We start from the raw sequence: 13,056 nt of genomic DNA, 5'->3' as shown, positions 1-13,056 counted from the left end.
CGCCGCCGGCAGGGCGGGCTCGCTACCAGCGGTACCAGCGACCTCGGCGGCCCTCCGCTCCCACCGGGCGAATGATGAAGCCCAGGAGCCAGATGACCAGGACGATGACGGCGATCCACCAGAGCGCCTCCACCGCGAATCCCAGGCCGAAAAGCACCACGGCCAGAAGCAGAACCAGCAGTAGTAGGCCCATGATGACCAACCTCCTGGACTTGGATGCCCACGCGTCGCGGGGCACGCCCATGAACTGTTGCCTCTCCCCACACTGGGGGTAGTTCCGACAACGCGCCAACCCAGGAGGCCAACCGCGTCGCCGCTCACCGCACGTGTCCGCGCGGACACCCACGCTACTTGCGGAATTGCCAAATTGCGCAAGTCCGTAGATGCTGGGGCCGGCGCGTAGGCGAAGCAAGGGACGGTGGCCCGATGGGCGGTACCTCGGCGCGGGCGTTGGCTCGGCTGGTTCGGTTGTTGCCGGGTCGGGAGGATGTGGCGGCGATGCGTCGCTCGCCCCGCGACGACCTGGTCGCCGGGCTCACCGTCGCCGTGGTCGCGCTGCCGCTCGCGCTGGGCTTTGGCGTCGCCTCCGGGCTGGGCGCCGAGGCCGGGCTCGCGACGGCCGTGGTGGCCGGGGCGTTGGCCGCCGTCTTCGGCGGGTCCCATCTCCAGGTCTCGGGGCCGACGGGCGCCATGACGGTGGTGCTGGTGCCGATCGTCGCCGAGCACGGCCCCGACGGCGTCCTGACCGTCGGCCTGATGGCGGGCCTGTTGCTGCTGGCGCTGGCCGCGCTCGGCGCGGGGCGCGGCGCGCGGTATGTGCCGGCGCCGGTGGTCGAGGGGTTCACGCTGGGCATCGCCTGTGTGATCGGCCTTCAGCAGGTGCCCCAGGCGCTCGGAGTGGCCCAACCGGAGGGCGAACACGTCCCGTTGGTGGCCTGGCGGGCGGTGGAGGCGTTCGCCCGGGAGCCCAACTGGGCGGCGCTCGGCGTGGCGACGGGGGTGGCCGCGCTGATGCTGCTGGGCGCCCGATGGCGGCCCACCCTCCCGTTCTCGCTGGTCGGGGTGGCCGTGGCCACCGTCGTGGTGGAGCTGGCGGGTCTGGAGGCGGTGACCCCGATCGGGGAGTTGCCGGCGGGGCTGCCGGCGCCCTCGCTGGGGTTCGTCGAACCCGGCGCGCTGGGTTCGCTGGTGGCGCCGGCGGTCGCCGTCGCCGCGCTGGCCGCGCTGGAGTCGCTGCTGTCGGCCTCGGTGGCCGACGGGATGACGGTGGGGCAACGCCACGATCCCGACCGGGAGTTGTTCGGGCAGGGGCTGGCCAACGTGGCGGCCCCGCTGTTCGGCGGGGTTCCCGCGACCGGAGCCATCGCCCGCACCGCCGTCAATGTGCGGACCGGGGCGCGTTCCCGCCTGGCCGCGCTGGTCCACGCCGTGGTGCTGGCCGTGGTGGTGCTCGCGGCGGCGCCGCTGGTCTCCCGCGTTCCGCTGGCCGCCCTCGCCGGGGTGCTGCTGGCCACGGCGGTCCGGATGGTGGAGGTCGGCTCGCTGCGCTCGATGGCGCGGGCGACCCGTTCGGACGCGGTGATCCTGGTGCTGACCGCCGTGGCCACGCTGGCACTCGACCTGATCCTGGCGGTGATCCTCGGGCTGCTGGTGGCCGGCGGCCTGGCCCTGCGCGCGGTGGCGCGGCAGGCGCGGATGGAACGCGTCCCGCTGGACACGGGCGACCACACGGAGGAGGAACACGCGCTGCTCGCCGAGCACATCGTCGCCTACCGGATGGACGGACCGCTGTTCTTCGCCGGGGCGCACCGCTTTCTGCTGGAGCTGACGGAGGTCGCCGAGGTGCGGGTGGTCATCCTGCGGATGTCGCGGGTGACGACGATGGACGCCACGGGCGCCCTGGTGTTGAAGGACGCCGTGGAGAGGCTGAACCGTCGCGGAATCACGGTGCTGGCCTCGGGGATCAGGGCGGGGCAACGGCAGGCGTTGGCCTCGACGGGTGCGTTGGCGCTCTTCGAGCGGGTCGGCGGGGACCTGCCGAACACCCCCCTGGCGATCGCGCGGGCGCGGGCGCTGCTGGAACGGGACGGGGTGCTGGAACGGGACGGGTCGGTGGCCGGCTGCGGGGCGGCGGCGGTGGCGGGGGAAGGGGCGGTCCCGGCGGACGGCGGGGCCGCGCCGTGCGACGCGACGCGGTGAGCGGGAGCCTGCCGGGGGTGGGTACCGTTGAAACGCCGACGTCCACGCGCGCGGGGAACGCCCGACCCGCGAGGAATTCCCGGGTGACAAGGGAGCCGACCGTGAGCACACCGCTCTACCAACTGAAGGCCGAGTTCTTCAAGACGCTCGGCCACCCGGCGCGCATCCGGGTCCTGGAGTTGCTGAGCGAGCGGGAGCACGCGGTCTCCGAGATGCTGCCCGAGGTGGGCATCGAGCCGGCCCATCTCTCCCAGCAGCTGGCGGTGCTGCGCCGGGCCAACCTGGTGACGACCCGCAAGGAGGGCTCCGCCGTCTACTACTCGCTGACCACGCCCCAGGTCGGCGAGCTGCTCAGGGTGGCCCGTGGCATCCTCTCCGGCGTGCTGGCCGGCCAGGCCGAGCTGCTCGCCGACCTCAGGGGCCCGGCCCGGGACAACGGCTGACCGCCCCGCCCCTTCCGCCCGGACGAGACGGGGCGATGGCGCCGCACGCACACGTGGGCGCTGCCGGCCCGGTGTGTCACCGGGCACCGGGCCGGCAGCGGGTCTCTGCGGGAATTCCCGTCACGGGGAATCCGGTTGTGGTTCGTAACGTCGAAGCGGCCGAGTAATTCCTTTGCCGGGCGGGGAAGTTCCCACCCGGATGGGCGGAGGAATGTGGAAGCCGGTCGTTATCTGCTACCAGCGGTACCAGCGGTACCAGCGACCTCGGCGGCCGCCTGCCGTGGCCGGGCGGATCAGGAATCCGAGCACCCAGATCACCAGCACGACGACGGCGATCCACCACAGTGCCTTGACCACGAATCCCAGACCGAACAGCAGCAGGGCCAGAAGCAGAATGAGCAATACCATGCCCATGGTTACCAACCTCCTGAGCTTCGTATGCCCCACCCGCCCCGGGGCACTCCCCCGAATTTCCGAGGAGTTCGGAGGAGCCCCCGACGCCGGCCCCTGACGCAGCCCCTGGCTCGGCCCCTGAATCAGCCCTTGACGCAGACGACCTGCCGCAGCTGGGCCACGACCTCCACCAGGTCGCCCTGCCGTTCGATGACCTGCTCGATCGGCTTGTACGCGGCGGGAATCTCGTCGACCACCCCGGAGTCCTTGCGGCACTCCACGCCCCGCGTCTGCTCGACGAGGTCCTCGGCGGTGAACCGCCGCTTCGCCGCCGCCCGGCTCATCCGCCGCCCGGCGCCGTGCGACGCGGACTGGAACGAGTCCGCGTTCCCCAGGCCACGGACGATGTAGGAACGGGTGCCCATGGAGCCCGGCACGATCCCGTACTCCCCGGCCCCCGCGCGGATCGCGCCCTTGCGGGTGACCAGCAGGTCCATGCCGTCGTACCGCTCCTCCGCCACATAGTTGTGGTGGCAGGAGATCTCCTCGTCGAACCGGGGCCCGGCCTTGCGGAACTCCTTCCGCACCACGTCCTTCAGCAGCGCCATCATCAGCGCCCTGTTGTGCCGCGCGTACTCCTGCGCCCAGAACAGGTCGTGCCGGTAGGCCGCCATCTGCGGGGTGTCGGCGACGAAGACCGCCAGGTCGCGGTCGATCAGGCCCCTGTTGTGCGGGAGGGACTGCGCGACGCCGATGTGGTGGTCGGCCAGCTCCTTGCCGATGTTCCGCGAGCCGGAGTGCAGCATCAGCCAGACCGCGCCCTCGGTGTCGAGGCAGACCTCGACGAAGTGGTTGCCCGAGCCCAGCGAGCCCAACTGCCGCCCCGCGCGGTCCCTTCGGAACGACACGGCGTCGGCCACCCCGTCGAAGCGCGACCAGAAGTCGTCCCAGGCCGCGCGGGTTCCCGCGCCGAAGTCGTGCAGCCGCGTGGGGTCGACCGGCTCGTCGTGCATCCCGCGCCCGACGGGGATCGCCTGCTCGATCCGCGAACGCAGCCGCGACAGGTCGCCCGGCAGGTCGTTGGCGGTGAGCGAGGTGCGCACCGCCGACATGCCGCAGCCGATGTCCACGCCGACCGCCGCCGGGCAGACCGCGCCCTCCATGGCGATCACCGAGCCGACGGTGGCCCCCTTGCCGTAGTGCACGTCCGGCATCACGGCCAGCCCGCGCACCCAGGGCAGGGTGGTGACATTGCGCAGCTGCCGCATCGCGCTGTCCTCGACCTCCGCCGGGTCCGCCCACATGCGGATCGGTACCCGGGCACCGGACAGTTCCGTGTACGCCATGGCTCCCCCTTGTTCCCTACGGTCAACCACCGTGCGTCAACGGTCAGTTGACGGGCGGTCGCGACGCTCGTCGGCCGCTCGGTCACCAATGGTGACGCCTGGGCCCGGCCCACGCACAACCAGTTTTCCGGGGCGCGGGGCGGGAGGGGGCGCGCGGGGGGAGGTCACGCGTGCTTCCCCCGAAAGGATGAAGGAGGAACGTTCGGCTGCCACCCGTGGCAAGAGGAAGGCACAATGCAACGTCGATTCACGGGACGCCACGCTTCCCAGACCCACCGCATACATGCGCGCCCCGCCTTCTCCCTCCCACTCCTCGCAAAGGTGATATCCCGGATGCCTGACCTCGAGATTCCCCCGCTCGACCTGGAACGCGGCGTCCGGATGAGCTGGTCGGAGTACCAGGCGGACTTCGCTGAGGTCGATGCGCGCGTGCGCGGCCATGACTCCTGGAAGTTGGAGCGCGCACAACACTTCGAGGAATCCACCAGCTCCCGCCAGGCGCTGAAGGACGGCGACTGGGAAAGGGCGCTGAGCCTGCTGGACGAGGGCCGCGGGAAACTCGCCCAGTACGCGGAGGAGGACCGGCGGAAGGGTTCCTTCTTCCATCGGGTGCGCATCGTCGAGGAACCCCTGACGCCCTATCTGCAATGGGAGTTGCATTCGCTGCGCATCTCCGTCGAGTACGGCGAACGTGTGCGTGTGGTGCCGGGCGCCCTGGTGCGGCAGTGGGAGGCGGCCGAGCCGCTGCCGGAGGTGGTGGTGCTCGGCGGGTTGGCGCTCTACCGGGTGAACTACACGCCCGAGGGCGTGCCGGCGGGCGGCGTCCGGCTCGACGATCCCGAACTGGTCGCGGCCTGGGAGGCGTTCATCGCCACGCTGTACGAGCGCGGCGAGGATCTGGCGGACTACTTCGACCGCGCGGTGGCGCCCCTGCCGCCGCCCGCGCTGCCCGGGGGGCGGGACCATCAACCGGCCTGAGGACACCCAACCGGCCGAGCCCGGTGCGAACGCCCGCCCCGGCGAGCCCGGCGGCGGAACGCGGTCCCAGCTCTCCGGCTCCTCCCGCGACGTGGTGCGGGCGGGCACGGTCAGCGGCGGCGTGCACTTCCACGGCGCCGCCGCGTTCGGGAACCCGGCCGCCGGCCCCGTTCCCCGGCAACTGCCCAGCGGAATACCGCACTTCGTCAACCGGGGCGCGGAGCTGGAGCGGCTGGACGCCATGCTGGCCCCGGCGGAGGGGGACCAGCCGTTCGCCGTTCCCGTGTGCCTGATCACGGGCACCGCCGGCGGCGGGAAGACCTCGCTCGCGCTGCGCTGGGCCCACCGGGTGCGGGAGCATTTCCCCGACGGGCAGCTCCACATCAACCTGCGCGGCTACGACCCCGGCGAGCCCGTCGCCGCGTCCGAGGCGCTGCACCGGTTCCTGGGCGCCCTCGGGGTGCGGCCCGAGGGCGTGCCGGCCGACCAGGACGCCGCCGCCGCGCTCTACCGCTCGCTGCTGGCCGACCGGCGGATGCTGATCCTGCTGGACAACGCGGCCACCGTCGCCCAGGTGCGGCCGCTGCTGCCCGGGACGGCGAGCTGCCTGACGTTGATCACCAGCCGAAGTCGCCTGCCCGGCCTGGCGATTCGGGACGGCGCCCGGCGGATCACGCTGGGCACCCTGCCCGAGGAGGAGGCGGTGGCGCTGTTGCGCGCGGTGACCGCCGAACACCGGCCGGAGGACACGCCCGAGGAGCCGGCGGAGGGGCAACGGGCGGCGCTGCGCCGGCTGGTGGACTGGTATCTGGGCCTGGCCGTCGCCGCCGCCCGGTGGCTGAGCCCGACGGAGGAGTGGGCCGCGCCCGAGCCGGCGGAGGCGGCCGTGGCGACGGCCCTCGCCGAGAGCGGCTTCGCCGACTACGACGCGGCGACGGACTTCGTGGAGCGCGAGTTCCCGAACCTGGTCGCCACCGTTCCGCTCACCGCCCGCCTCGAACGGCCGGACCTGGGCTGGCGGTTGGCGGCCGTGCTCTGGGACGCCCAGCCGCCGTCGACCGGCACCCTGCTGTGGCCGCCGGCCGGCCGGGCCGGCCTCGAACTGGCCCGGGTCGCGCGGGCCAGGGACGGGCAGGCGATGCTGCTGACCGACCTCGGGATGGCGCACGTCGGGCAGAACGAGCTGGCCGAGGCCGTCGCCCGCTACCGGGAGGCGCTGGCGCTGTGGCGGGACCTCGGGGACCGCGCCGGCATCGCGGACGTACAGAGCCTGTTGGGCCTGGTGCACCTGCGGCGCCGCGAGCTTCGCGAGGCGGCGGCCAGCTTCGACGAGGCGCACGCCGTCTTCCGCGCGGTGGGTCCGCCGCACCGGGCGGCCACGGTGCTCGCCAACGTCGCCACCGTCCGGCTGCGGGCGGGCGAGCTGCTGGCGGCGCGCGAGGCGGCCGAGCGCGCTTTGCGTGAGCACCGCGCGCTGGGCGACCGCCGGGGCGAGGGCAACGCGTCGCACGTGTTGAGCGAGGCGCTGCGCGAGCAGGGCGAGACGGCGGCGGCGCTGGACGCCGCGCGGTGGGCGGTGGGGATCGCGCTCGACCTGCGCGACCTACGCCCTGAGGGCTACTGGCTGTTGACGCTCGGCGCGGCCCAACTGGCCGCCGGCGAGCCGGCGGAGGCCCTGGTCTCCTACCAGCGGTCGGCGGCGCCGCACCGGCGGTACGGTGACCGGGGCCGGGAGGCGTTGGCCTGGCAGGGCGCGGGCGAGGTGTACCGGCGGCTGGGCCGGACGGCGGAGGCCGTCGACTTCCTGCGCCGCGCGGCGGCGGCCCAGCGCGAGCTGGGCGACGGGTGGCACGCGGCGCTGGCGCTCGCCGCGCTGGCCGACGCGCTGGACGGAACGGACGCGGCGGCGGCCGGGGAGCGGCGGGCGGAGGCGCTGCGGCTGATGGGCGACGCGAACGACGCCCGCGCCCTGGCCCTGCGGGAGCGCCTGCGCCGCGCCGGCGGATGATCAGCGCCCGACCCCGGCGGTGCGTGCGTCCCCGCGCGCGGTGGGCCAGGATCGGTCCATGCGGCACCACGCGACGACCGGCGAGCCGGCCCGGGTTCTCATCGTCGAGGACGAACCCAACATCCTCGAACTCCTCACCGCCTCACTGGAGTTGAGCGGCTTCGCCACCCGGGGCGCGCCCGAGGCGCGGGCCGCGCTGCTGGCCGCCGACGCGTTCACGCCGGACATCGCGGTGGTGGATGTGACGCTGCCGGGGCGCAGCGGACTTGAGCTGGTGGGCGACCTGCGCGGCGTCGTGCCGGAGCTGCCGGTGCTGTTCCTCACCGCGCGCGACACCGTGCAGGACCGGTTGGCCGGCTTCAGGGCCGGCGCCGACGACTATGTGACCAAGCCGTTCAGCCTGGAGGAGGTCGTCTTCCGGCTCCGCGCGATCCTGCGCCGCTCGGGCCGGGCCGGCCAGGCCGGCGAAGGGACGGCGCGGAGCGAGCCGCTGCGCTACGCCGACCTGGAGCTGGACGAGGACGCGCACCAGGTGCGGCGCGCCGGCCGGCCGGTGCGGCTGTCGCCGACGGAGTTCGCCCTGCTGCGCTATCTGCTGCTCAACGCGGGCCGGGTGGTCAGCAAGTCCCAGATCCTGGACCGGGTCTGGAGCGGCCAGGCCGACGACACCCGGATCGTGGAGACCTATGTGAGCTATCTGCGCCGCAAGGTCGACGCGGCGGGCCCGCCGCTGATCCAGACCGTGCGGGGCGTCGGCTACAGCCTGCGGCTGGCCGAGGAGGAACGACGGTGAGCGCCCCTTCCCGGCCGGAGCCACGCCGGCTCCGGCTCTGGCCGCGAAGCCTCGGCGCCCGGCTGACCGCCACCCTGCTCTGCCTGACCTCCCTGTGTCTGCTGGCCTTCGGCGCCGCCGGCACCGTGCTGCTGCGCCACTCGCTGATCGAGGAGGTGGACGACCGGCTGGTCCGCCTCTGGCGCGCCGAGGGCGAGGACATGCCCCCGCCGCCGGGCGAGGAGCAGCCGCCGCCGTTCCCCACCGACCTGAGGACCTTCGAACTCGACGCGGACGGCGAGGTGCGGCGCGTGGTCGGCAGGACCACCTCGGACGACGCGCTGCCCGACCTCGCCGACCGCGACCCCGCCGAGCTGCGGTCGTTGGTGGGCCGCCCGTTTACCGCGCCGAGCACCGAAGGGGACGGCTCCTGGCGGGTGTTGATCTCCGAGAGCGGCGACGGCGGGGTGCGGGTGGTGGCCCAGTCGCTGAGCGACGTGGAGAACACCCTGGACCGGCTGGTGATCATCGAGACGGTGGTCGGGCTGACGCTGCTGCTGGCCATCGGCGCCGGCGCGGTCGCCACCGTGCGGGTCCAGCTGCGCCCGCTGCGGGAGATCGAACGGACGGCCCAGGCCATCGCCGGCGGCGACTGGGAGCGCCGGGTGCCGGCCCAGGACCCGGCGACCGAGACGGGCCGGCTGGGCGCCGCGCTCAACACGATGCTCGGCGAACTCGCCCGGGCGCTCCACGAACGGGACCGCTCCGCCGAGACCACCCGCCGCTTCGTCGCCGACGCCTCGCACGAGCTGCGCACTCCCCTGTCGTCGATCGCCGGGTTCGCCGCGCTCCACCGGCAGGGCCGGGAGCGGGGCGTCGTCGCCGAGGACGCGCGGACCGAGCGCTGGATGTCGCTGATCGAGGAGGAGGCCCAGCGGATGGGCGCCATGGTGGACAGCCTGCTGATCCTGTCCCGCTTCGACGAGACGCCGCATCTGGCGCCGTCCGACGTGGAGTTGGGGGAGATCGCCGAACGGGTGGTGCGGGCGGCCCGGGTCCGCTCCCCCGACCGCCCGATCGAACTCCACGTCGCCGAGCCGGTGTTCGCCGTGGCCGACGCGGAGCGGCTGCGCCAGGTGCTGGACAACCTGGTCGGCAACGCGCTCCTCCACACCCCGCCCGGCACCCCCGTGCGGGTGACGGTGAGCCGCGCCGACCGCCCGCCGCCCCCGGGCCCCGGCGCGGTCGGAACGCTGCCGGCCGGGGCCTTCGAGGTCGCCGTGATCACGGTGCGGGACGAGGGGGAGGGCATCCCGCGCGAGGAACTCCCCCGGCTCTTCGACCGGTTCTACCGGGCAGGACAGGCGCGCCCCGCCACGCCGGGAACGGGCGGCGGCGGGGCCGGGCTCGGGCTGGCCATCAGCGCCCGGTTCGTCGAGGCGCACGAGGGGACGCTGTCGGTCGACTCCACGCCGGGGCGCGGCGCGGTGTTCACCGTGGTGCTGCCCCTGGGCTGAGGCCGGTGTCCTGCGGCGCCTCGGCGGAGACGGCGGCGAGGCGTTCGGCGAGCCGCTCCCCCGCCTCGGCCGCGCCCGTGTCGCCGGCGTCCTCGGCCCGTTCCACGACGGAGTCGAGGAGGTCGGTGGCGGTGCCGTCGGCGATCAGCTCCTCGTACAGCTCGGCGTAGGCCCGCTCGTACAGCTCCCGGAACGCGTCGTCGGCCAGGAAACGCTCCGTCAACGCGCCGCTGCCGAGCGCCTCGCGCCCGCCCTCGGGGGGTTCCCCGCCGGGAAGCTCCCCCTCGGGGAACGCGGCGCCGCCGTCCGGGAGTTCGGGCCGTTCGCCGCCCTCGGGCGCCTGCCCGCCCTCCGGCAGCTCGCCGTCTTCGGGCCGCTCGCCGCCCGGGCCACCGCCGCCGCCGAGGCCGCCGCCGCCCATGCCGCCGAAGGCGAGGTTGAGGTCCCAGGAGAGCACGGTGAACCGCTCCGCCTCCGTGTCGTACCACAGGTAGTAGTTGTTGCCGGGACCGTCCATCCCGTCGTCGTTGCCGAGCAGCGCCTGGGTCGCGAGGTAGCGGGCGAAGGACTCCACGTCGAGGTACGCGTCGAGCCGCTCCGCGAACTCCTCGTCGTCCGCCTCGTCCACGAACCGCAGCAGCCGGGTCACGGGCGTCAGGTCCTGGCCGCCGGCCGCGTTGACCTGGCGGAACGACTCCTCGTAGGCGGTCGGATCGTCCCCGAGGTAGTCGAACGAGCCGCCGGCGCGCGCCTTGTAGAGCACGCCCTCGCCCAGCTCCGCCGCCCAGGGCTCGTCCGGGGACTCCAGCAGCAGCCGGGGCGCGGCCTCGCCGCCGTTGACGGCGACCGAGGCGAACGCGAAGTCCTGGGTGACCTGCCCGTCCGCCGCCGTCAGCGCCAGGGCCAGCGCCTCGTTGAGCGCCGTGCCGGAGGTGGTCGTTCCCGGGCGCATCGCGATCTCGGTGTGGCCCTGGTAGGCGCGTCCGGTCTGGAACTCATCAAAGCTGATCAGCCAGGGCAGCTTCTCCGGCTCCTCGTCGGAGAGCGCGACGCCGCTCATTCCGCCGTCCCGGCCCTCGGGAGCCGCGCCGTCGCCGTCGCCGTCGCCGGCCGCCTGGTCCGAACGGAGGCCCATCAGCGTGGAGTTGCCCTTGAGGCGGAGCGCCACGTCGTTCACCACGGTGCCGTCGATCACCACATCGGCCCTGATGTACTGTTTCTCGCCCTCCTCCCGAAAGACGCGCAGCATGTCGGCATACTCGTCCTCGTTGAAGGTGACCTCGACGCTGTGTTCCCCGCCGTCGAAGAGGTCGCCCTCGCCCTCGATGTTCTGGGTGACGGTCTCGGCGGCGACCAGGTCCGAGCTGACATAGGGGCGAATCCGCAGCCCGCCCAGCACCAGCGTCAGCACCGCCACCGCCGCGCACAGGGCGGCGAGCACGCGCCAGTGGCGCCGCAGCCGCATCGGGAGCCGGTGCCGGAGCCGGCGACGGAACCGGTGGCCCGGGGCCCCGCCGGAGGAGCGACGCCCGGCCATCACAGGTCCGTCTGGTCGTAGCCGGTCAGCACCGCGGCCTTCTGGCCGGCGGTCGACTCCCGCAGGGCACCGACCAGTTGGCCGGGGGTGACGCCGCTCTTCAGCCGCGCGGTGTAGGCCATCTCCAGCAGCGCCCCGCCGCGCACCGACTCGGTGCTGATCAGCTCGTGCTCGTCGGTGTGGCGCAGCAGCACGTCCTCGACGGCCGGGCCGTGGTCGTGGCCGTCCGCCGGAACCTGCACCTTGACCAGCTGCCGCCGCACCTGGAGCGCGAACCAGTCGAACCGGTGCAGCAGCAGGATCACCAGGCAGATCAGCACGGTGGCGATCCCGGCCAGCGCGTAGAAGCGGGTGCCGCAGGCCATGCCGAGCGCCATCACCAGGAAGATGAAGCCGACGTCCCTGGTCTCCTTGATCGCGTTGCGGAAGCGCACCACGGACAGGGCGCCGACCAGCGCGAAGGCACGCGCGATGTTGGAGCCGACCACCAGCATGATCAACGCGATCAGCATCCCGAGGATGATCAGCGTGTGCACATAGCTCTGGCTGTAGGAGATGTTGCGGTGGGTGGCCCGGTAGGTCCAGGCGACGACCAGGCTCGCCACCAGGGCGAGGGAGAGGGCGACCGTCACGTCCAGAACGCTGAACGTGCCGGACAGGTCGGTGATCCCGAAGTCGAGTTCCATGGTGTTCCTGTCAGCGATGAGAGAGGTGGGTTGGGGGCGAGGGGTCAGCCGGGCTGTCGTTCGACGGCCCGGGGCCCGGTCAGGTCGTCGGTCTCCGGCACGTGGAAGACGGAGCGCGGGGCCCGGCCGAACGCCTCGACGCTCTGGCAGTACTTGGAGATCCGTCGCACCTGGAGCCCGTGGCGGGCGGCGAGGTCGGTGATCCAGTAGGGCACCCGCTCGTTGGCCTTGACCTCCATCACCACCAGGTGCGGGCTGATGATGGCGCGGTTCTCGGCCTCGGCCCGCAGGTCCAGGTCCCGGTCGCGGCCCCGCACCCGGTGGTCGAAGGTGACCCGCAGCCCCAGGTCCGAGTCGACGCCCACAAAGGGCTCACGGCGGTAGCCGGTGATGGCGGTCGGCCGCAGGTCCAGGCGCTGGACCAGCTCCAGCACCTCGTCAACGAACGGCTGGTCGGCCTCGGGGTGGGCGATCCGACGCCGCCCGTCGCAGAGTTCCCGCGCCAGGCGGTAGGGCAGCAGCACCCGCCGCTTCTGGGTGACGCGGTTGACCCGCTGCTTGATCTCCACCGAGACCGGGGCGTCGTCGGGGGCCGGGCCCAGCTCGCCATAGCGGCGGACGCGCAGCTTGCGCCGGAACCGCAGGCCCTCGATCTTCTCCCAGTAGAAGCGCAGGCCCGTCGTGTCGTAGTAGAGGCTCCACACGCCGTAGCCGCCGGGCCCGCCGTTGCCGTCGGGCCGCATCCGGGCGGCGACCTCGCGGCGGATCTCCTCGACCCCGGCGGCCGGCACCAGGTACTTCAGCTCGTACCGGTTGAACGCGTGCGGAGCGCGCGGTGAATCCGTCGTTGCCATGGGGAGAAGGGAACGCCACGGAGGTGGGAGAACCCGGAGAGTCAGCTGAGAGGTAGCTGAGAACGCGACGCCACGTGGTGGTTCGGTGGCTGTGGGGTGGGTTGGGGGTCCTGCCGGTGTGAGGGCCGGCACAGGCCGTTGGTCCTCTACGAGGCGCGGTCGTAGCGCCCCGGGAGGTGTGGGGACGGTGTCGGCGCGGGGTGTGGGATGGGTCGAAGGTCCCGGCGTGTGGGGGTGTTTTCGCAGGTCAGGGCTTTGCCACGGGGATGGTTGGCGGTGCATGTTGGGGGTCGGCCGCACACCAGCGACCACGCTCCACCGCC

General features: G+C 73.4%; 12 protein-coding genes. 6 read left to right on the top strand and 6 right to left on the bottom strand.

The features are described 5' to 3' along the window. Positions 1-22: 22 nt before the first annotated feature. On the bottom strand, positions 23-193 hold the full coding sequence (locus tag EBN88_RS10805; protein WP_122183625.1) for a hydrophobic protein: 171 nt from the start codon (positions 191-193) through the stop codon (positions 23-25). Between the two features lie 233 nt (positions 194-426). On the opposite strand from EBN88_RS10805, the gene EBN88_RS10800 reads away from it, so the two are divergent. After that, entirely contained in the window at positions 427-2,199 is a 1,773-nt protein-coding gene (locus EBN88_RS10800; RefSeq protein WP_122183606.1) for a SulP family inorganic anion transporter, read from the top strand. A gap of 101 nt (positions 2,200-2,300) precedes the next feature. After that, positions 2,301-2,642 carry an ArsR/SmtB family transcription factor gene (locus tag EBN88_RS10795; protein WP_122183605.1) on the top strand — a complete coding sequence of 114 codons (342 nt, stop codon included), beginning with the start codon at positions 2,301-2,303 and terminating at the stop codon, positions 2,640-2,642. Between the two features lie 234 nt (positions 2,643-2,876). Here the strand turns inward: EBN88_RS10795 and EBN88_RS10790 are convergent, their stop codons facing one another. Together EBN88_RS10790 and EBN88_RS10785 are read right to left on the bottom strand one after the other, a co-directional pair. Then, on the bottom strand, positions 2,877-3,056 hold the full coding sequence (locus EBN88_RS10790) for a hydrophobic protein (protein WP_122183604.1): 180 nt from the start codon (positions 3,054-3,056) through the stop codon (positions 2,877-2,879). Between the two features lie 122 nt (positions 3,057-3,178). Beyond that, positions 3,179-4,381 carry an RtcB family protein gene (locus EBN88_RS10785; RefSeq protein WP_122183603.1) on the bottom strand — a complete coding sequence of 401 codons (1,203 nt, stop codon included), beginning with the start codon at positions 4,379-4,381 and terminating at the stop codon, positions 3,179-3,181. A gap of 333 nt (positions 4,382-4,714) precedes the next feature. Between EBN88_RS10785 and EBN88_RS10780 the strand changes: the two genes are divergently transcribed. The 4 genes from EBN88_RS10780 to EBN88_RS10765 all read left to right on the top strand — a co-directional run bounded on the left by EBN88_RS10780 (position 4,715) and on the right by EBN88_RS10765 (position 9,656). Continuing rightward, positions 4,715-5,359, top strand: a complete 645-nt coding sequence (locus EBN88_RS10780; RefSeq protein WP_122183602.1) for a DUF6879 family protein — start codon at positions 4,715-4,717, stop codon at positions 5,357-5,359. Positions 5,360-5,450: 91 nt separating this feature from the next. After that, positions 5,451-7,367: a tetratricopeptide repeat protein gene (locus tag EBN88_RS10775; protein WP_456114799.1), complete on the top strand. Its 1,917-nt coding sequence runs from the start codon at positions 5,451-5,453 to the stop codon at positions 7,365-7,367. Positions 7,368-7,425: 58 nt separating this feature from the next. Beyond that, complete coding sequence (locus EBN88_RS10770) at positions 7,426-8,160, top strand: response regulator transcription factor (RefSeq protein ID WP_122183601.1); 735 nt, start codon at positions 7,426-7,428, stop codon at positions 8,158-8,160. Continuing rightward, positions 8,157-9,656 (top strand): sensor histidine kinase, encoded by a 1,500-nt coding sequence (locus EBN88_RS10765; RefSeq protein WP_122183600.1) that lies wholly within the window; start codon positions 8,157-8,159, stop codon positions 9,654-9,656. The genes EBN88_RS10770 and EBN88_RS10765 overlap by 4 nt, the downstream gene beginning before the upstream one ends. On the opposite strand, the gene EBN88_RS10760 is transcribed toward EBN88_RS10765, so the two are convergent. The 3 genes from EBN88_RS10760 to EBN88_RS10750 all read right to left on the bottom strand — a co-directional run bounded on the left by EBN88_RS10760 (position 9,631) and on the right by EBN88_RS10750 (position 12,733). Next, positions 9,631-11,121 (bottom strand): CotH kinase family protein, encoded by a 1,491-nt coding sequence (locus EBN88_RS10760; protein ID WP_233580590.1) that lies wholly within the window; start codon positions 11,119-11,121, stop codon positions 9,631-9,633. The two genes, EBN88_RS10765 and EBN88_RS10760, sit on opposite strands and share 26 nt — an antisense overlap. Positions 11,122-11,192: 71 nt before the next feature. Beyond that, the gene (locus tag EBN88_RS10755; RefSeq protein ID WP_122183598.1) at positions 11,193-11,879 is read right to left on the bottom strand and encodes a DUF4956 domain-containing protein; all 687 of its coding nucleotides are present in this window, start codon (positions 11,877-11,879) and stop codon (positions 11,193-11,195) included. Between the two features lie 44 nt (positions 11,880-11,923). Continuing rightward, the gene (locus EBN88_RS10750; RefSeq protein ID WP_122183597.1) at positions 11,924-12,733 is read right to left on the bottom strand and encodes a polyphosphate polymerase domain-containing protein; all 810 of its coding nucleotides are present in this window, start codon (positions 12,731-12,733) and stop codon (positions 11,924-11,926) included. Positions 12,734-13,056 lie beyond the last annotated feature (323 nt).

It is taken from the genome of Streptomyces triticirhizae, assembly GCF_003696235.1.
GTDB classification, from domain to species: Bacteria; Actinomycetota; Actinomycetes; order Streptomycetales; family Streptomycetaceae; genus Streptomyces; species Streptomyces triticirhizae.
Note: the sequence above shows the minus strand (reverse complement) of the source record. Positions and strands in the feature narration are given on the sequence as shown.

Coding starts and splice junctions, on each gene's coding strand:
- EBN88_RS10805 (WP_122183625.1), bottom strand. CDS start 193: ATGGGCCTACTACTGCTGGTTCTGCTTCTGGCCGTGGTGCTTTTCGGC.
- EBN88_RS10800 (WP_122183606.1), top strand. CDS start 427: ATGGGCGGTACCTCGGCGCGGGCGTTGGCTCGGCTGGTTCGGTTGTTG.
- EBN88_RS10790 (WP_122183604.1), bottom strand. CDS start 3,056: ATGGGCATGGTATTGCTCATTCTGCTTCTGGCCCTGCTGCTGTTCGGT.
- EBN88_RS10785 (WP_122183603.1), bottom strand. CDS start 4,381: ATGGCGTACACGGAACTGTCCGGTGCCCGGGTACCGATCCGCATGTGG.
- EBN88_RS10780 (WP_122183602.1), top strand. CDS start 4,715: ATGCCTGACCTCGAGATTCCCCCGCTCGACCTGGAACGCGGCGTCCGG.
- EBN88_RS10770 (WP_122183601.1), top strand. CDS start 7,426: ATGCGGCACCACGCGACGACCGGCGAGCCGGCCCGGGTTCTCATCGTC.
- EBN88_RS10760 (WP_233580590.1), bottom strand. CDS start 11,121: ATGCGGCTGCGGCGCCACTGGCGCGTGCTCGCCGCCCTGTGCGCGGCG.
- EBN88_RS10755 (WP_122183598.1), bottom strand. CDS start 11,879: ATGGAACTCGACTTCGGGATCACCGACCTGTCCGGCACGTTCAGCGTT.
- EBN88_RS10750 (WP_122183597.1), bottom strand. CDS start 12,733: ATGGCAACGACGGATTCACCGCGCGCTCCGCACGCGTTCAACCGGTAC.